Consider the following 19,349-nt stretch of genomic DNA (forward strand, 5'->3'; position numbering starts at 1 on the left):
CCGCCACCACTGCAGCGCACCCACGTTCCTGCAGCTGCGCCACTTTCCTGCCGCCAGGGCTGCAGCGCAACCCGGTCCCTGCAGGAATGGGCACCTTCGTGCAAGCGGGCCCGGGCAACGCTCGCTTAAAAAGAAAGGCCCCGCTGCAACCGCAGCGGGGCCTTTCCATTAGTCACTCGTGAAGAGTTACTTCAGGATCTTGGTAACGCGTCCTGAGCCTACGGTGCGGCCGCCTTCGCGGATAGCGAAGCCGAGGCCTTCTTCCATAGCGATTGGCTGGATGAGCGCAACGGTCATCTCAGTGTTGTCGCCAGGCATAACCATTTCAGTACCCTCGGGGAGGGTAATGACACCGGTGACGTCAGTTGTACGGAAGTAGAACTGAGGGCGGTAGTTGGAGTAGAACGGGTTGTGACGCCCGCCTTCGTCCTTTGCCAGGATGTAGACGTTGGCATCGAAATCGGTGTGCGGGGTGATTGAACCCGGCTTGACGATAACCTGTCCACGCTCAACATCTTCGCGCTTGATTCCGCGGAGCAGGAGACCACAGTTCTCGCCTGCCCATGCTTCGTCGAGCTGCTTGTGGAACATCTCGATACCGGTCACCGTGGTCTTCTGGACCGGACGGATGCCGACAATCTCGATTTCCGAGTTGATCTTCAGGGTTCCACGCTCGGCGCGGCCCGTTACAACGGTGCCACGGCCGGTGATGGTGAAGACGTCTTCAACAGGCATCAGGAATGGCTTGTCCTTGTCGCGGACTGGGTCCGGAACGCTGTTGTCGACTGCGTCCATCAGGTCCTCAACGGACTTGACCCACTCGGGATCGCCCTCAAGTGCCTTCAGGCCGGAGACGCGCACCACTGGTGCCTCGTCGCCGTCGAAGCCCTGCGCGCTGAGCAGCTCGCGGACCTCCATCTCGACGAGATCAAGCAGTTCCTCGTCGTCGACCATGTCGGACTTGTTCAGCGCGACCAACAGGTAGGGAACGCCAACCTGGCGGGCAAGCAGAACGTGCTCGCGGGTCTGGGCCATCGGGCCGTCGGTCGCAGCAACCACGAGGATTGCTCCGTCCATCTGAGCAGCACCGGTGATCATGTTCTTGATGTAGTCAGCGTGGCCGGGAGCGTCTACGTGTGCGTAGTGGCGCTTCTCGGTCTGGTACTCAACATGCGAGATGTTGATGGTGATGCCGCGCTGCTTCTCCTCGGGGGCCGAGTCGATGGACGCGAAGTCGCGTGCCTCGTTGAGATTGGGGTACTTGTCGTACAGCACCTTGGAAATGGCAGCCGTCAACGTCGTCTTTCCATGGTCAACGTGACCGATGGTTCCGATGTTAACGTGCGGCTTAGTCCGCTCGAACTTTGCCTTCGCCACGGGTTCCTCCTAGAACGTTTTGAGAAGATTTGCTTCCCAGCCGCGCTGTTCGCGGCTGAAACTGTTGCAAGTCTACTGGGGGCTTTTACTTTGATGAAATTACTGCATGCTGCGGGAGCCGGGAGGCTCCCGCAGCTGGTCTGCGGAAAGGTTATTCGCCGCGGGTCTTTTGGATGATCTCGTCGGCAACTGCCTTCGGAACTTCCGAGTAGCTGTCGAACTTCATCGAGTACACCGCGCGGCCCTGGGTCTTCGACCGCAGGTCACCGATGTATCCGAACATCCCCGACAGGGGCACCATGGCCTTGATGACCTTGACACCGCTGGCGTCCTCCATGGACTGCATCTGGCCACGACGTGAGTTGAGGTCACCGATAACTTCACCCATGTATTCCTCAGGGGTGCGGACTTCAACTTCCATCAATGGTTCGAGCAGGACAGGGTTAGCCATCCGTGCCGCTTCCTTGAACGCCATCCGGCCAGCGATCTTGAACGCCATTTCAGACGAGTCAACATCGTGGTACGCACCGTCGAGGAGCACGGCCTTGATGCCGACAACCGGGTAACCGGCCAAGACACCGTCGTTGAGGGCATCCTGGATGCCCGCGTCAACGCTGGGGATGTATTCGCGTGGGATACGCCCACCAGTGACCTTGTTGTCGAACGCGTACAGGACGCCGTCTTCAACTTCCATTGGCTCAATGGCGATCTGGATCTTCGCGAACTGACCCGATCCACCCGTCTGCTTCTTGTGGGTGTAATCGTGCTTGGCCACGGCGCGCTTGATGGTCTCGCGGTAAGCAACCTGGGGCTTGCCCACGTTGGCTTCGACGCGGAACTCGCGGCGCATGCGGTCCACCAGGATGTCCAAGTGGAGCTCGCCCATACCAGCGATGATCGTCTGGCCAGTGTCAACGTTGAGGGAAACCTGGAAGGTCGGGTCCTCAGCGGAGAGCTTCTGGATTGCCGTGGACAACTTCTCCTGGTCACCCTTGGTCTTTGGTTCAATCGCAACCGAGATCACTGGGTCAGGGAAGCTCATCGACTCGAGAACGATCTGGTTGGCACTGTCCGACAGCGTGTCGCCGGTAGTGGTGTCCTTCAGACCGATGGCTGCGTAGATATGACCTGCAAGGGCTTCCTCAACCGGGATTTCCTTGTTGGCGTGCATCTGGAACAGCTTGCCGATGCGCTCCTTCTTGTTCTTCGTGGAGTTGGTCACCTGCGTGCCAGCCGAAATCTGGCCGGAGTACACGCGGATGAACGTCAACTGTCCGAAGAACGGGTGGGTAGCAACCTTGAACGCCAAAGCCGAGAACGGCTCTTCGGTGCTCGGCTTGCGAGTCAGCTCGATTTCTTCGTCCCGGGGATCGTGACCGATCATCGGGGGAACATCCAGTGGGTTCGGCAGGTAATCGACAACAGCGTCAAGCATCGGCTGAACGCCGCGGTTCTTGAACGCTGAGCCACACAGGACCGGGTAGATCTCCGAAGCAATGGTGAGCTTACGGATTCCGGCCTTGATCTCGGCAACAGAAGGCTCTTCGCCGGCGAGGTACTTCTCCATGAGCTCATCGTCAGCTTCGGCAACGGCTTCGAGCAGACGCGCCCGGTAGTCATTAGCCTTCTCCACGAGGTCAGCCGGGATCTCTTCGATCTCGTACTTTGCGCCCATGGTGACGTCGCCCTTGGAGTCCCCGCGCCAGGTCAGCGCGCGCATTTCGACAAGGTCGATAACGCCTTCAAAGTCGTTCTCCGCGCCGATGGGCAGCTGGATGACCAGCGGCTTGGCGCCGAGACGGCTGATGATGGTGTCAACGGTGAAGTAGAAGTCAGCACCGAGCTTGTCCATCTTGTTGACGAAACAGATACGGGGAACTTCGTACTTGTCGGCCTGGCGCCAAACGGTTTCGGACTGCGGTTCTACGCCTTCCTTGCCGTCGAACACTGCCACTGCACCGTCGAGGACGCGCAGTGAGCGCTCGACCTCGACCGTGAAGTCGACGTGGCCGGGGGTGTCGATGATGTTGATCTGGTTGTTGTTCCAGAAGCAAGTCACGGCGGCGCTCGTGATGGTGATGCCGCGTTCCTTTTCCTGTTCCATCCAGTCAGTCGTGGAGGCGCCGTCGTGCGTCTCGCCGATCTTGTGGTTTACACCCGTGTAGAACAGGATGCGCTCGGTAGTGGTGGTCTTGCCGGCATCAATGTGGGCCATGATGCCGATATTGCGGACCTTGTTGAGGTCGGTAAGCACGTCCTGTGCCACGGTGTCTCCCTTATTCTTGGGTTTCTAGAAGTCGGAGTCTGGTTACCAGCGGTAGTGTGCGAAGGCCTTGTTCGACTCGGCCATCTTGTGCGTGTCCTCGCGGCGCTTGACAGCTGCTCCGAGACCGTTGGACGCATCCAGGATCTCGTTCATGAGGCGCTCGGTCATGGTCTTCTCGCGGCGAGCCTTCGAGTAGCCAACCAGCCACCGCAAGGCGAGGGCCATGGAGCGGCCGGGCTTGACCTCGACGGGTACCTGGTAGGTCGCGCCGCCGACTCGGCGGGAACGGACCTCGAGGGAAGGCTTGACGTTGTCCATTGCCTTCTTGAGTGCTGCGACAGGATCGCCGCCGCTCTTGGCGCGGGCGCCCTCAAGCGCTCCGTACACGATGCGTTCTGCAGTGGACTTCTTGCCGTCGACGAGTACCTTGTTGATCAACTGAGTGACCAATGGCGAACCGTAAACGGGATCTACAACTAGCGGCCGCTTAGGGGCCGGGCCCTTACGTGGCATTACTTCTTCTCCATCTTCGCGCCGTAGCGGCTACGAGCCTGCTTGCGGTTCTTGACACCCTGGGTATCAAGCGCACCACGGACGATCTTGTAACGGACACCGGGCAAATCCTTCACACGACCGCCGCGCACCAGCACGATGGAGTGTTCCTGAAGGTTGTGACCGACACCTGGGATGTAAGCGGTAACTTCGATGCCGCCGTTGAGGCGCACACGGGCAACCTTACGGAGCGCCGAGTTCGGCTTCTTGGGGGTGGTCGTGTAAACGCGGGTGCAAACGCCGCGCTTCATGGGGCTGCCCTTCAGTGCGGGCGCCTTGGTCTTGACGACCTTAGGTGTCCGGCCCTTACGGACCAGCTGGTTAATAGTAGGCACTTCTGCGTTCTCCGTAATGTCTAGAGATAGTGGCTGTCGTTTGCGCCCAACCCACACATGTAAGCCGTCTCGACTTGACCGTAGGCGTGCGAAAATGTGGCATTCGTTGTACAAGTTCCCTACAACGCGGAGATACGTCCGTCAGGACGCCGATCCTCTGCCACACAAACAATTACCACTACTCTACCAGAGATCGCTTGCCGGCCAGACGCGCCCGGGAATCCGGGACTTCTCTCGGCCGCTCCCCCTTTGAATGCGGAAGGGTTAAACGTAGCGGGCCCCACCCACCCGAAGGTGTGCGGGGCCCGCTGCATCTATATTTCTAGATGACAGTTTCGCCTAGCGGAACTCGGAGCCCATGTCGTAGTCATCCAGTGGGATGGCGTGGAACTCGGGTGTCATCGAACCTTCGACCCCTGCGTAGTCGAAGTCGCTGAACGCGCTAGGACCGGTGAACAGGTTGGCCTTCGCTTCCTCAGTCGGCTCCACAGTGATCTTCGTGTAGCGGTCCAGGCCGGTACCGGCCGGGATCAGCTTACCGATGATCACGTTTTCCTTCAGACCCAGCAGAGGATCGCTCTTGCCTTCCATGGCGGCCTGCGTGAGAACACGCGTGGTCTCCTGGAACGATGCGGCCGACAGCCACGACTCGGTGGCGAGTGACGCCTTGGTGATACCCATGAGCTCGGGACGGCCTGAAGCCGGCTTCTTGCCCTCGGACACCACGCGGCGGTTCTCGTCCTCGAAGCGGCGGCGTTCTGCCAGCTCTCCGGGAAGGAGGTTCGACTCGCCGGACTCAATCACAGTGACGCGGCGAAGCATCTGACGGACGATCACCTCGACGTGCTTGTCGTGGATACCCACACCCTGGCTGCGGTACACGGTCTGTACCTCATCGACCAGGAATTCCTGGGCCTTACGGGGGCCGAGGATCCGGAGGATCTGCTTCGGATCGACAGCACCGAAGACCAGCTGCTGTCCCACCTCAACATGCTCGCCGTCCGTGACCAGCAGGCGTGCACGCCGCAGGACCGGGTAGGCAATCTCTTCGGAACCATCATCAGGAGTGACAACCAGCCGAAGCTGCTTCTCGCCGTCCTCGATGTTGACGCGACCGGCAACCTCGGAGATCGGAGCGACACCCTTGGGGGTCCGCGCTTCGAAGAGCTCCTGGATACGAGGCAGACCCTGGGTGATGTCCTCTGCCGACGCGATACCGCCGGTGTGGAACGTACGCATGGTCAGCTGCGTGCCTGGCTCACCGATCGACTGTGCAGCGATGATGCCAACGGCCTCACCGATGTCGACGGTCTTGCCGGTGGCCAGCGAGCGGCCGTAGCAAAGGGCACAGGTGCCCACGCTTGACTCACAGGTGAGCACGGAGCGCACCTTGATGTCGGTGACACCGGCGGCGAACAGCTCGCCGATCAGGACGTCGCCGACGTCGGAGCCTGCTGGTGCGAGCACCTTGCCCTTGGAGTCAACGACTTCGCTGGCCAGGGTGCGTGCGTAAGCGGAGTTCTCGACCTCTTCGTGCAGGACCAGTTCGCCGTCACTGTTCGGCACCGCAATGGTGACGTTCAGTCCACGCTCGGTGCCACAGTCGTCTTCGCGAACGATGACGTCCTGCGATACGTCCACCAGACGACGGGTCAGGTAACCCGAGTTGGCGGTACGCAATGCGGTGTCAGCCAGACCCTTACGGGCGCCGTGGGTTGCGATGAAGTATTCCAGCACCGACAGGCCCTCACGGTACGAGGACTTGATCGGACGAGGGATGATCTCACCCTTGGGGTTCGCCACCAGACCACGGATACCCGCGATCTGACGGACCTGGAGCCAGTTACCACGTGCACCGGAGGACACCATGCGGTTGATGGTGTTGTCCTTCGGCATCGCGCCGCGCATGGACTCGGCTACCTCGTTGGTGGCCTTATTCCAGATGTCGATCAGTTCCTGACGGCGTTCCTCATCAGCGATGAGGCCCTTGTCGAACTGGGACTGCACCTTGGCGGCCTGCTTTTCGTAGACCTCCATGATTCCGGCCTTATTGATCGGAGCGGAGATGTCGGAGATCGCGACTGTGACACCGGAGCGGGTGGCCCAGTAGAAACCGGCGTCCTTCAGGTTGTCCAGCGTTGCCGCCGTAACTACCTTCGGGTACCGCTCGGCAAGATCGTTGACGATGGTGGACAACTGTCCCTTGTCGGCAACCTTCTCAACCCAGGGGTAGTCCGCTGGCAACGTGTCATTGAACAGAACCTGCCCGAGGGAGGTTTCGATCAGCGCCGGGGTTCCTTCTTCCCAGCCTTCGGGCGCAGCGACATCAGCGCTGGGCACGAAGTGTGGGATGCGGATCCGGACTACCGAGTTCAGGTGCAGGACACCCATGTCGAAGGCCATGATGGCTTCGGCCGGGGTGCTGAACACGCGACCCTCCCCCGCTGAACCCTCACGCTTGGTGGTGAGGTGGTGCAGGCCGATGATCATATCCTGTGATGGCAGGGTCACCGGACGGCCGTCCGAAGGCTTCAGGATGTTGTTCGAGGAGAGCATCAGGATGCGCGCCTCGGCCTGGGCCTCTGGGCTCAGCGGCAGGTGGACTGCCATCTGGTCGCCGTCGAAGTCAGCGTTGAACGCGCCGCAAACGAGTGGGTGCAGTTGAAGGGCCTTACCTTCAACCAGCTGCGGTTCGAACGCCTGGATACCTAAACGGTGCAGGGTAGGCGCACGGTTGAGCAGCACGGGGTGCTCGGTGATGATCTCTTCGAGCACGTCCCAGACCTGCGGGCGGTAACGCTCGACCATCCGCTTGGCGCTCTTGATGTTCTGTGCGTGGTTGAGATCAACCAGGCGCTTCATCACGAACGGCTTGAAGAGTTCCAGGGCCATCTGCTTGGGCAGACCACACTGGTGCAGCTTCAGCTGGGGACCAACGACGATCACTGAACGGCCGGAGTAGTCAACGCGCTTACCCAGAAGGTTCTGGCGGAAACGACCCTGCTTGCCCTTGAGCATGTCAGAGAGCGACTTCAACGGACGGTTGCCCGGCCCGGTGACCGGACGTCCACGACGACCGTTGTCGAACAGGGAGTCGACTGCTTCCTGGAGCATGCGCTTTTCGTTGTTCACGATGATCTCGGGTGCACCGAGATCGAGCAGGCGCTTCAGGCGGTTGTTGCGGTTGATCACGCGGCGGTACAGGTCGTTGAGGTCGGAGGTCGCGAAGCGGCCACCGTCCAGCTGGACCATGGGGCGCAGTTCCGGCGGGATCACAGGAACGGCGTCGAGCACCATGCCGAGAGGGCTGTTGGTGGTGGTGAGGAACGCGTTGACAACCTTCAGGCGCTTCAGGGCACGCGTCTTACGCTGGCCCTTACCGTTCTGGATGATGTCGCGGAGCATCTCGGCTTCGGCTGGCATGTCGAAGTTCTCGAGACGCTTCTTGATCGCTTCGGCGCCCATCGAGCCCTCGAAGTACAGTCCGTAGCGGTCACGCAGCTCGCGGTAGAGGCCCTCGTCACCTTCAAGGTCAGCGACCTTGAGGCTCTTGAACCGGTCCCAGACCTGCTCGAAACGCTCGATCTCGATGTCGGCGCGCTTACGCACGTTCGCCATCTGACGGTCGGCGGAGTCGCGTGCCTTCTTCTTCTCGGCAGCCTTTGCGCCTTCGCCTTCCAGCCGTGCAACCTCATCCTCAAGGTCCTTGGCGATGGTGGCGATGTCGGAGTCGCGCTGGTCAATCATCTGCTTCTTCTCAAGGTCGTGCTCGGCCTGGAGGTTCGGCAGTTCCGCGTGACGGTTCTCTTCGTCGACGGAGGTGATCATGTAGGCGGCGAAGTAGATGACCTTTTCGAGGTCCTTCGGCGCCAGGTCCAGCAGGTAACCCAAGCGCGAGGGCACGCCCTTGAAGTACCAGATGTGGGTGACGGGAGCTGCGAGCTCGATGTGGCCCATGCGCTCACGACGAACCTTGGCGCGGGTTACTTCAACGCCACAACGCTCGCAGATGATGCCCTTGAAGCGGACGCGCTTGTACTTGCCGCAGTAGCATTCCCAGTCGCGGGAAGGTCCGAAGATCTTCTCGCAGAAGAGGCCGTCCTTCTCAGGCTTGAGGGTACGGTAATTGATGGTTTCCGGCTTCTTGACCTCGCCAAAAGACCAACCACGGATTTCGTCCGCAGTGGCAAGGCCGATTCGCATGAGGCCGAAGGAGGATTCGCTGGACATATGGTCCCTGTTCTCTCTTTGTTCTCTAAATTCTTGAAGTCTGATGGGGTGCGGTGGGCAGTTAGGCCCGCACCGAGCCGGTGTTCGAGGAAGCGGCCTTTAATATTTCAAGGCCGTCCGCGGCCGAAGAAATTTCGTTGGCTGCTTGTCGAACACCGGATCGGTGTGGTGAAACCTAGACTTCCTCGACAGAACTTGGCTCGGCCCGTGACAGGTCGATACCCAGTTCCTCCGCGGCCCGGAAGACTTCTTCATCCGAGTCACGCATCTCTATCGTCGTTCCGTCGGTGGAGAGTACTTCCACGTTCAGGCACAGCGACTGCATTTCCTTGATCAGCACCTTGAAGGATTCGGGGACACCCGGCTCTGGGATGTTCTCGCCCTTCACGATCGCTTCGTAGACCTTCACGCGGCCGTGGATATCATCCGACTTGATCGTCAGAAGTTCCTGCAGCGTGTAGGCGGCGCCGTAGGCCTCGAGGGCCCAGACTTCCATTTCACCGAAGCGCTGTCCGCCGAACTGTGCCTTACCACCCAGCGGCTGCTGCGTGATCATGGAGTACGGTCCGGTGGAGCGTGCGTGGATCTTGTCGTCCACCAAGTGGTGCAGCTTCAGGATGTACATGTAGCCGACCGAAATGGGGTCCGGGAACGGCTCGCCGGAGCGGCCGTCAAAGAGCAACGCCTTGCCGGATCCACCGATGAGGCGGTTTCCGTCGCGGGTTTCCCGGGTGGAGTTCATCAGACCAACGATTTCGTCCTCTGTTGCGCCGTCGAAGACCGGGGTTGCAACAGTGGTCGAACCGCTTTCGCGGGGCAGGTTCGGGAGGTTCTTCAACCATTCCGGTTCGCCATCGATCTTCCAGCCCTGCTTGGCCACCCAACCGAGGTGGATTTCCAGGACCTGGCCGACGTTCATTCGGCCTGGGACACCCAGCGGGTTCAGCACGATATCGACGGGGGTGCCGTCTTCCATGAACGGCATGTCCTCGATCGGCAGGATCTTGGAGATGACGCCCTTGTTACCGTGACGGCCAGCCAGCTTGTCGCCGTCGGTGATCTTACGCTTCTGAGCCACGTAGACGCGGACCAGCTGGTTCACGCCGGGGGGCAGCTCGTCGTCGTTGTCGCGATCGAAGATGCGCACACCGATGACCGTTCCGGACTCGCCGTGGGGAACCTTCAGTGACGTGTCGCGAACCTCGCGGCTCTTCTCACCGAAGATGGCCCGCAGCAGACGCTCCTCAGGGGTCAGTTCCGTCTCACCCTTCGGAGTGACACGGCCAACCAGGATGTCGCCGGCTTCAACCTCGGCACCGATGTGAATGATGCCACGCTCGTCCAGGGCCCCAAGGACCTCTTCGGAGACGTTCGGGATGTCGCGGGTGATTTCCTCGGCACCAAGCTTGGTGTCGCGGGCGTCAACCTCGTGCTCCTCGATGTGAATCGAGGTCAGTACGTCGTCGGAGACGATGCGCTGGGAAAGGATGATCGCATCCTCGAAGTTGTGACCTTCCCAGGACATGAACGCAACGAGCATGTTCTTGCCCAGGGCGAGCTCACCCTGGTCGGTGGACGGACCGTCGGCGATCATCGTGTTGTACTCGACCCGGTCACCCTCGGAAACCAGCACGCGCTGGTTGTACGCGTTGCCCTGGTTGGAGCGGGCGAACTTCATGATCGGGTAGTTCGTCTCGGTGCCGTCGTCGTTGAGGATGCTCACCAGATCGGCTGAGACCTCCTTGACAACTCCAGCCTTCGTGGCGGTGACAGCGTCACCGGCGTCGACTGCTGCGTTCTTCTCCATACCGGTGCCCACCAGGGGACGCTCGGAACGGAGCAGGGGGACAGCCTGACGCTGCATGTTCGCACCCATGAGGGCACGGTTCGCGTCATCGTGTTCCAGGAACGGAATCATGGCCGTAGCCACCGACACCATCTGGCGTGGGGAGACGTCCATGTACTCGACCTCAATGGCCTCGACCAGGACGGGCTCGCCCGAACCGCCTCGGGTACGCACCAGAACCGTAGGCTCGATGAAGTTGCCCTTGCCGTCGAGGGGTGCGTTCGCCTGTGCAATCAGGCGCTCCACCTCGTCGTCGGCGGTGAGGTAGTCAATCTGCTCGGTGACGATTCCGCCGACTACCTTGCGGTAGGGGGTTTCGATGAAGCCGAACGTGTTGATACGTCCGTAGGACGCCAGCGAACCGATCAGACCAATGTTCGGTCCTTCAGGGGTTTCGATGGGGCACATACGGCCGTAGTGAGACGGGTGAACGTCACGAACTTCCATGCCAGCGCGGTCACGGGACAAACCGCCCGGGCCCAGCGCTGACAGGCGACGCTTGTGCGTCAGGCCAGCCAGAGGGTTGTTCTGATCCATGAACTGCGACAGCTGGGACGTTCCGAAGAACTCCTTAATCGCCGCAACCACTGGTCGGATGTTGATCAGGGTCTGAGGTGTGATGGCCTCGACGTCCTGCGTGGTCATCCGCTCGCGGACAACGCGCTCCATCCGGGACAGGCCGGTGCGGACCTGGTTCTCGATGAGCTCGCCGACTGCACGGATGCGACGGTTACCGAAGTGGTCAATGTCGTCGACCTCGACGCGCAGTTCGACGTCGCCGCCGTCGCGCTTGCCGGTGAGGGTCTTCTCGTTGGCGTGCAAGGCCACCAGGAACTTGATCATCGCGACGATGTCGTCGATGTTCAGGACCGAAGCGTCCTTGTCATCAAGGTTCTTGTCGATACCGAGCTTGCGGTTGATCTTGTAACGACCAACCTTGGCCAGGTCGTAGCGCTTGGGGTTGAAGTACAGGTTGTCGAGCAGCGTCTTGGCGGCCTCGACCGTGGGTGGCTCTCCCGGGCGAAGCTTCCGGTAGATGTCCAGCAACGCGTCTTCCTGCGTTTCGGTGGTGTCTTTCTCCATGGTGGCGCGGATGGAGTCATACTCACCGAAGGTTTCGAGGATCTGGCCCTCGGTCCAGCCCAGTGCCTTCAGGAGGACTGTGACTGACTGCTTGCGCTTACGGTCAAGGCGGACGCCGACCTGATCACGCTTGTCGATTTCGAGTTCAAACCAGGCACCACGTGACGGGATGATCTTCGCGCTGAAGATGTCCTTGTCACTGGTCTTGTCGGCGGTGCGCTCGAAGTAGGCGCCCGGTGAACGGACCAGCTGTGACACGACGACACGCTCGGTGCCGTTAATCACAAACGTTCCCTTCTCCGTCATCAACGGGAAGTCGCCCATGAACACTGTCTGCTGCTTGATCTCGCCAGTGTTGTTGTTCATGAACTCGGCCTTGACATACAGGGGGGCCGCGTACGTAGCGTCGCGGTCCTTGCACTCAGCCATGGTGTATTTCGGATCGGCGAACTCCGGCTCCGAGAAGCTCAGGGACATGGTGCCCTGGAAATCCTCGATCGGGGAGATCTCTTCAAAGATGTCAGCGAGACCAGATGTGGAGGCCACACCCTGCAGCTTCAGCTCCAGGGCTTCCTGCACGCGCGCCTTCCAGCGATCGTTTCCAACCAGCCAGTCGAAACTGTCAGTTTGGAGCGCGAGGAGGTTAGGAACGTCCAGTGGTTCGTGAATCTTTGCGAATGAAAGCCGGGGGGAGACGCCGTCGGCGTCGACCTGGCTGGTAGCGGTTGCATTATTAGAGGTGCTCGAGGCGACCAAGAGGGATCCTTCCACAGACCTTCGGCTTGTTCAGCTATATCCGCCCTCTTTGCACTGCCATCGCGTATTAACGCGAGGATTGTGTGTGCGAACCAGGAGCCTGCGGTCAATGACCGGACAGTAAATCTGCCGTTAAATGACTAACGCAAGACAAAGCCCACCGCTATATGAAGGCCGAGGTTAAGAGGAAAGACGCAAATATCTACTGTACTGCAGAGCTCCCGTCCTGTCCAGCCCCGGTGTGGTATACGTCATCCGGGTCATCCCGCCTGGGTCACCCAGATCAAGAGCATGGTCACCAGGAAACCGGTGAGGAAGTTCAGCCTGAGGAACCGCCGCCACCCCCGGTTGGCGGTTTCACAGTGCTCATCGCTGAGGTTGGCGTACGGCAGGATACTGAGGATGTAGGGCACGGCCAGCAGCCCGCCCAGCGTCGCCGGCCACGGCGCGAGCAGCATCAGCAGTCCACTCAGCAGGTAAGCGACGACGGCGAACCGCACAACGGCTCGTGCCCCCAGGACCGTGGCAATCGAGGCGATGCCGCCTTCACGGTCGGCCTGGATGTCTTGGACGGCACCAAACGCCTGACTGGCGATCCCCCACAGGAAGAACGCCCCAAGCACTGCCCAGAGGCCGATGTCGAAGTGTGCGCCCGCAAGCACGAGCCCAAACACTGCGGGGCTGACGAAGTGGGTGCTGGAGGTAACCGAGTCGAGGAAGGGCCGCTCCTTGAACCGGAGCCCCGGCGCGCTGTAGGCGACCACCGCAAACACGCTCACCGCAAGCACCAGGGCAGACAGCGGGTTGCCCAGGAGCAGCAGCGCCACCAGGAACGGGACGTTGCTCAGCACTGCGGCCCACAGGGTGACCCGGTGGAAGCTGCGGTCCAGGACGGCGCCTTCTACCCCACCCTTGCGGGGGTTCCGGAGATCTGACTCATAATCGAAGACATCGTTGATGCCGTACATGGCGAGGTTGTAGGGGATGAGGAAGTACAGCGTCCCGAGCACGAAGGCCAGATCGATGGACCCGGTGGTGAGGAAGTACGCGGCCGCGAAGGGGAAAGCGGTGTTCACCCAGGACACGGGGCGTGAGGACAGCAGCAACATTTTCGCTGTCCCGGAGAGGCCGGTCCCGGCCTGGGCGCTCATGAACGGGTCCGTTCAACCGGCGCTGCAGTGGCCGACGGCGTGAAGAGGGTCCACAGTGCCGGCAGGAGCACCACCGCCGCCAGTGGATAGGCGAAGTCCTCGAGAGGCGCGACTCCCACAAACACGCCGGAAATCCATTCGGGGTTGTAGCCGAAGAATCCCAGCTGAATCATCAGGTTGTCGAAGACGGCTGTGAGGATGAGCAGAATGACCGCCGACAGTCCGACCGCCCGCCAGGAAAGCGTGGCAGCAGTTGAGGGAGCCGCCAGCGATCCGGTCACTGCAGGTCCCGCACGACGGCGGGAACTCACCTCCGCCACGATGGCGATGATCGCGACGGGGATCAGGAAGATGGCGTTGAGAGTCCAGTAGGTCACTGAGCCACCTGTGTCCGTGTCTCAATGGTCCGTTTCATGAGCAGGTAGATGTTCATCGCCATCCAGCAGAGGAAGGTCAGGAAGAACAATTCCTCCAGGGGAAGCTCGGGCGCCAGCATGACGCCGATCATGAACTCGGAGTCGCCCTTGTAGAAGATGTCCGATCCAATGCCGCCGAGGTCCCAGGCCAGAAAGAACGCCACCCCCAAGGCTAGGACCAGGCCCGCACGGCGCGGCGCTGCCCAGAAGAACAACCCGTACCGGTAATCCATCAGGGCCGCACACGCCAGTCCGCCCAGCAGTGAGACCAGGTATAGGGCACTGATCATTGCCGGACCTTGCCCTTGTCGACCACCGAACCGGCCGCTGCGCCGACCACCGAACCGGCCGCTGCGCCGGCCCCTGGGGTAACGAGGGGCTGAGCCAGCGGGCCGGTACTGGTGTCGGAGCGCAGCCGTTTGATCAGCAGTTCCGCGCTGATCAGACACATGGGAATGCCGATCCCTGGGATGGTCGAGCTGCCCGCATAGTACAGGCCCTCCACCTTGCGGCTTTTGTTGCGGCCCCTGAAGAACGCACTCTGCTTCAGCACGTGCGCCGGGCCCAGCGAGGTGCCTTGCCAGGCGTTGAAGTCCCCCACGAAGTCCTGCGGTCCATAGGTCCTCCGCACCACTATCCGGTCGGCGAGGTCGGGGATGTTCGCCCATTTGCTGATCTGGTCGATCACCGTGTCGGCAAGGTTCTCGATGCGCCGGTCCCCCGCACCGTCGATCCCGCCAGCGCCCAGCCCCGGATCAGCTGGCAGTGGGACCAGGACAAACACGTTCTCGTGACCTTCCGGGGCCACCCCGGGGTCGGTGGCACTGGGCCGGCACACGTATAGCGACGCAGGCGTCGGCACTGAGGTGATCTTGCCGAAGATCCGTGAGAAATTGTCTTCCCAGTCCGCGGTGAACAGAAGCGTGTGGTGTTCCAGCTCGGGCAGCCCGCCCTTGACGCCCAGGTACAACAGCAGGGCGCTGGGCCCTGCTGTTCGCCGGGACCAGTACTTTTCCGGGTAGGTCTGATCGGCGGGCTGCAGCAGCTGCGTTTCGGCGTGGTGCAGATCGTTGGCAGCGACCACCGTGTCAGCGGGGGTGGTGTGCTCCGTGCCGTCCGCCGACACCCAGCGGACGCCGGTCACCCGGGCCTTCTGGGACCGGCCATCGCCGGGCAGGGTGAGGATCTGGTCCACCCGGGCGCCGGTGATGACCTCGACGTTCCTCGAGCGGGCCTGGGAGCCAATGGCCTCGGTCAGCCGGGTGAACCCGCCCATCGGGTACAGGACGCCGTCGTCGAGATCCAGGTGGCTCATCAGGTGGTACATGCTGGGCGCTTCGAACGGGGAGGTGCCGAGGAAGACCGCCGGGTAGCCGAGGATCTGTCGCAGCCGGTTGTCGGTCACCGTTGCGGCAGCGAGACTGGACAGCGGCTGCAGGAGCAGGCGCACCAGCTTGGGGACGCGGCTGAGCACATCGGGGCGGAGCAACGGCAGGAAGGACTGGAAGGTGGTGTAGAGGAATCGGCGGGTGGCCATGGTGTACGTGTCGCCGGCCGAATCCAGGTACTTCTCCAGGGCCTCCCCCGCACCGGGTTCGATGTCGTTGAACAGCTTGACGACGTCGGCCCGTTCAGCGGGAACGTTGATGGGCTCGGTGTGTCCCTCGGAATACACCCGGTACCCGGGATCCAGTTTGACCAGGTCCAGGTGATCGGCTGCGCTGGTTCCGAGGAGCCTGAAGAAGTGGTCGATCACTTCGGGCATGAGGTACCAGGAGGGCCCGGTGTCGAACCTGAACCCGTCGCTCTCCCAAAGCCCGGCCCGGCCACCGGTGGCCGCCTGCTTTTCGAGCACGGTGACGGCGTGCCCCTCCTCGGCGAGCAGCGCGGCTGACGCGAGGCCGGCGATCCCGCCGCCGATGACTACGACGTTCCGGCGCGGGCCGCTCACTGGGCTGTTCAGGGGTGCGTGCGAGTTCATGGCAGCCTTCCGGTGGTCATCAGGGTGTTTCATCAGGCTGCGGGACACGGCCCGCCAGTGCCTGGGCGGCGATCCGAAGTTTCACGGGATTGGGGACCCGGATCCGTGAGGTGAGGAGGTCCTCGGCGGGAGTCCTGCGCAGCCGCAGGGACAGTTCGGCGAAGAGCCCCTGGGCCAGGGCGACGGCGCGGCGGCTGGAACTCGGCAGGTCGCGAAGGGCGTCGGCCGAGACGGCGAGATCCGCCGCAATGTCATCGAGCAGCCGGTGTTTATCCGCCTCCCCAAAACTTCCGGGCCAGATCCCCGGGAAGTAGCTGCGCCCCAGGGACTCGAAGTCGTCAGCGAGGTCGCGCAAAAAGTTGATCTTCTGGAAGGCAGCTCCCAACCGGCGGGCTCCATCGATGAGCTTGCTTTCCTGGTCGGTGCTGCGCGGGCTGGCTTCCTGGTAGAGGAAACACTTCAGGCACATGAGGCCCACCACCTCGGCCGAGCCGTAGACGTACTCATCAAACGATTCGTCTGTGTGCTCGGTCCGCTCCAGGTCAGCGCGCATCGAGGCGAAGAAGGGCCTGGTCAGGTCAACCGCGATTCCAGTTTCCCGTGCGGTGTTGGCAAAAGCGTGAACCACCGGGTTGGCGCTGTATCCCACGGCCATGGCCCGCTCGGTTTCCTGCTCCAGGTCGTCAAGCACCGCGCGCGTTTGATCACGGCTGAGCCCAGCGGCGGCGGCCGCGCCGTCCACCACTTCGTCGGCGACCCGGACCAGCGCATAGACCGTCTCGACATGCTGGCGGACGTCGCCGCCGAGCAGCCGTGATGCCAACCCAAACGAGGTGGAGTAGGACCTGATCACCACCGCCGAGGTGCGGTGGGTGACATCGGTGTAGAAGGCAAGGGCGTCGCGTGGCTGCATGGGAGCTACCGCACCCTCGCCAGTACTGCCGTGGCGACGGGAGCCAGCCCGTCACGCAGTGCAGCCGGGATATGGGCGGCACCCAGATGGTGCTGCGCCTGCAGTGCATGGTCGCCTGCCAGAGACACCACGTAATCCAGTGCCCCGCAGGACCGGAGGACTCCGCGGATCTTTTCGGCCCCGGCGGCCGAGAGCTCCGGCGATCCGACCAGTGCTGAAATCTGCTCCCACTCGGCCCGCTGGGCGACAAACGAGATCAGGGCGGTTCGCTTGCCCTCCCGCAGATCTCCCCAGGTAGTTTTTCCGGTGGTCTTCTCGTCACCGAACACGCCGAGAATATCGTCGGCCAGCTGATAGGCGATCCCCACGTCCCTGCCGAAGTCGCCAAGGGAGTCGACGATGGCCTCATCGGCGCCCGCCAGGACGGCACCGGCTTTGAGTGGGCTTTCGAAGGAGTAGACGGCCGTTTTCAGCCGCGCCATCTGAAGGGTTTCCTCGGACGACGACGTGTCGGAGGTTGAGGCGTCGACGTCGAGCAGTTCCCCAGCCGCCGAGGCAAATACTGCGTCATCGAGAAGCTCGCCGAGCCGTTCCCTGGTGGCGGGGTCGGTGCGGACGCCGTCGAGGAGCCGGTGGGCGCTGGAAAGAGCCAGGTCTCCGGCGATGACCCCCATGGAGAGCCCTCGGTGCGCGGCGTCGTCGGGCGCTAGGCCCGCATCTTCGGCCAGCAGTCGGTAAGTACCCGACACGTTGGGGATCCCCCGCCTGACAAAATCGCGGTCAATGACGTCGTCGTGAACGATCAGGGCTGTGTGAAGCATTTCGAAGGATGCAGCCACCATCGCCGCGGACGCCCGGTCGGTCCCGGCCAGGCAGTCGTAGGCGGTCATGACCATCCGCGGACGGAAGCGCTTGCCGCCGGCTGCGCAGGTTTCGAGGGTTTCCCACAGGTGATGATAGGTGGGTCCAAGGGTCGCGGCACGGGCCTTCGACCGGGCGAAACTGTTTGCGAGGACACTTTCCACCTGCTCCAAGCCACGGGAGTCGACCAGCAAGGTTTCCATGTCCATAGGTAAAGTAAACACTGACCCCGCAATCTTTAGCTAAACGACTCAGGTCAGAGAGCAGTCACACAGTGCTTCTAGCAGACGGCAGTTCAGGATCCGGTGCTGAACTGGTGGTCCTTGTTGACGAATCCGGCACTCCCACCGGGACCCAGGACAAGGCGGAGGTGCACCACACGTCGACGCCGCTGCATCTCGCCTTCTCCACCCATGTGTACGACGACGACGGCCGGATCCTCGTCACCCGCCGGGCGCTGTCCAAGCGCACGTGGCCGGGCGTCTGGACCAACTCATTCTGCGGTCATCCCGGACCGGGCGAGTCCACCGTCGACGCGATTGCGCGGCGTGCCGACTACGAGCTGGGAATCGCCGTCACCGATCTGTCCCCCGCCCTGCCGGACTTCAGGTACCGGGCAGTGGACTTCTCCGGGGTGGTCGAAAACGAGATCTGCCCCGTCTTCACGGCCCGTTGCGTCGGACAGCTCTCCCCGCGGGCATCGGAGGTCTGCCAGTGGGAGTGGGTTGAACCCCGCCAACTCGTGGAATCGGTCCGCCTCACCCCCTGGGCCTTCAGCCCGTGGCTGACGCTCCAGCTTCCGCTGCTCTACCCCGCAGGGTAGTCTCCCCGCCGGCCGGCCGGTCTCAGCTGATTCACCCAGCGCTGCCAGGGCGGTGAGACCCTCCAGTGCAGCCCGATCGTGCGGAAGGCACGGACGAAGCGGCGTCGTAGGTCGGCTCCCCCGATGAGCGCACGGGGCGAAATTCCGACCCGCAGTGAAAAATCGCACGCGGTCCGATGCCCTGGGGCCAACGCAAACGCGAGGTCGACGTCGTCGTGCACCTCGGGGTCGGTTGAATGCACCCGGGCACGCACCGCTTCCCATACCTCGGAGCGGAAGGCCATATTGGAGCCGAACAGCGGCCAATGTGCCATGGCCGCTCCCATGAGGACCAGGTAGGCCCGCATGTACAGCAGGTCTGCGGCAGCGGCCCGCCACCGGGAGACCTCGTAGAACTGTCCTGGTCCGGTAAGAGCGGCGAGCCCGACGTCATCGGCGAAGCGGGTAGCGATCTTTTCCAACCAATCCCCGGACGGCACCGAGTCGGCGTCGCACCGGACAATGATGGTGCCCTGGGCAGCGTTGTAGCCAGCTGCTGCGGCTGCCCCAATCCCGATCACCGGTTCGGTGACCACCCGCGCCCCGTGAGCCTCCGCGATCGCGATTGTTGAATCGGTCGAACCATTGTCGACCACGATCACCTCCAGCGGGGGCCGGGTCTGGGCGCCAAGAGCCTGCAGGCAAAGGGCCAGGAGGTCACCGTCGTTACGGCACGGGATGACCACTGAAAGTGTTGGGGACATGCCATTGATACTAGGC

Annotated in this window: 14 protein-coding genes; 1 reads left to right on the forward strand and 13 read right to left on the reverse strand. The window is 62.1% G+C overall.

The annotated features are described in order from the left end of the window. Positions 1-186: 186 nt before the first annotated feature. From tuf to ABD059_RS10205, 12 genes are all read right to left on the reverse strand, one after another. Positions 187-1,377, reverse strand: a complete 1,191-nt coding sequence (tuf, locus tag ABD059_RS10150) for an elongation factor Tu (protein ID WP_024475450.1) — start codon at positions 1,375-1,377, stop codon at positions 187-189. 151 nt (positions 1,378-1,528) lie between these two features. Further along, a complete protein-coding gene (gene fusA, locus ABD059_RS10155; protein WP_019481490.1) occupies positions 1,529-3,643 on the reverse strand; it encodes an elongation factor G in 2,115 nt (704 codons plus the stop codon). Between the two features lie 42 nt (positions 3,644-3,685). Beyond that, entirely contained in the window at positions 3,686-4,156 is a 471-nt protein-coding gene (gene rpsG, locus ABD059_RS10160; protein WP_019481489.1) for a 30S ribosomal protein S7, read from the reverse strand. Continuing rightward, positions 4,156-4,530 (reverse strand): 30S ribosomal protein S12, encoded by a 375-nt coding sequence (rpsL, locus tag ABD059_RS10165; RefSeq protein WP_019481488.1) that lies wholly within the window; start codon positions 4,528-4,530, stop codon positions 4,156-4,158. The genes rpsG and rpsL overlap by 1 nt, the downstream gene beginning before the upstream one ends. A 339-nt stretch (positions 4,531-4,869) precedes the next feature. Next, complete coding sequence (locus ABD059_RS10170) at positions 4,870-8,760, reverse strand: DNA-directed RNA polymerase subunit beta' (protein WP_343879634.1); 3,891 nt, start codon at positions 8,758-8,760, stop codon at positions 4,870-4,872. 175 nt (positions 8,761-8,935) lie between these two features. After that, entirely contained in the window at positions 8,936-12,445 is a 3,510-nt protein-coding gene (gene rpoB / locus ABD059_RS10175; protein ID WP_343879636.1) for a DNA-directed RNA polymerase subunit beta, read from the reverse strand. A 260-nt stretch (positions 12,446-12,705) separates the two neighbouring features. After that, complete coding sequence (locus ABD059_RS10180; protein ID WP_343879638.1) at positions 12,706-13,596, reverse strand: prenyltransferase; 891 nt, start codon at positions 13,594-13,596, stop codon at positions 12,706-12,708. Then, the gene (locus ABD059_RS10185) at positions 13,593-13,973 is read right to left on the reverse strand and encodes a lycopene cyclase domain-containing protein (protein WP_343879640.1); all 381 of its coding nucleotides are present in this window, start codon (positions 13,971-13,973) and stop codon (positions 13,593-13,595) included. The genes ABD059_RS10180 and ABD059_RS10185 overlap by 4 nt, the downstream gene beginning before the upstream one ends. Then, positions 13,970-14,302, reverse strand: coding sequence for a lycopene cyclase domain-containing protein (locus tag ABD059_RS10190; protein WP_343879642.1), 333 nt, complete (start codon positions 14,300-14,302; stop codon positions 13,970-13,972). The genes ABD059_RS10185 and ABD059_RS10190 overlap by 4 nt, the downstream gene beginning before the upstream one ends. Next, entirely contained in the window at positions 14,299-15,993 is a 1,695-nt protein-coding gene (gene crtI / locus ABD059_RS10195) for a phytoene desaturase family protein (protein WP_343879644.1), read from the reverse strand. Before crtI ends, ABD059_RS10190 begins: the two co-directional genes overlap by 4 nt. 19 nt (positions 15,994-16,012) lie before the next feature. Next, entirely contained in the window at positions 16,013-16,906 is an 894-nt protein-coding gene (locus ABD059_RS10200; RefSeq protein ID WP_343879646.1) for a phytoene/squalene synthase family protein, read from the reverse strand. Positions 16,907-16,911: 5 nt separating this feature from the next. Continuing rightward, positions 16,912-17,976: a polyprenyl synthetase family protein gene (locus ABD059_RS10205; RefSeq protein ID WP_343879648.1), complete on the reverse strand. Its 1,065-nt coding sequence runs from the start codon at positions 17,974-17,976 to the stop codon at positions 16,912-16,914. A 65-nt stretch (positions 17,977-18,041) separates the two neighbouring features. On the opposite strand from ABD059_RS10205, the gene idi reads away from it, so the two are divergent. Next, the gene (gene idi, locus ABD059_RS10210; protein WP_343879650.1) at positions 18,042-18,590 is read left to right on the forward strand and encodes an isopentenyl-diphosphate Delta-isomerase; all 549 of its coding nucleotides are present in this window, start codon (positions 18,042-18,044) and stop codon (positions 18,588-18,590) included. On the opposite strand, the gene ABD059_RS10215 is transcribed toward idi, so the two are convergent. Next, positions 18,575-19,333 carry a glycosyltransferase gene (locus tag ABD059_RS10215; RefSeq protein ID WP_343879652.1) on the reverse strand — a complete coding sequence of 253 codons (759 nt, stop codon included), beginning with the start codon at positions 19,331-19,333 and terminating at the stop codon, positions 18,575-18,577. The two genes, idi and ABD059_RS10215, sit on opposite strands and share 16 nt — an antisense overlap. Between the last annotated feature and the right edge of the window lie 16 nt (positions 19,334-19,349).

This window comes from Arthrobacter flavus (assembly GCF_039526005.1).
Taxonomy (GTDB): domain Bacteria; phylum Actinomycetota; class Actinomycetes; order Actinomycetales; family Micrococcaceae; genus Arthrobacter_D; species Arthrobacter_D flavus.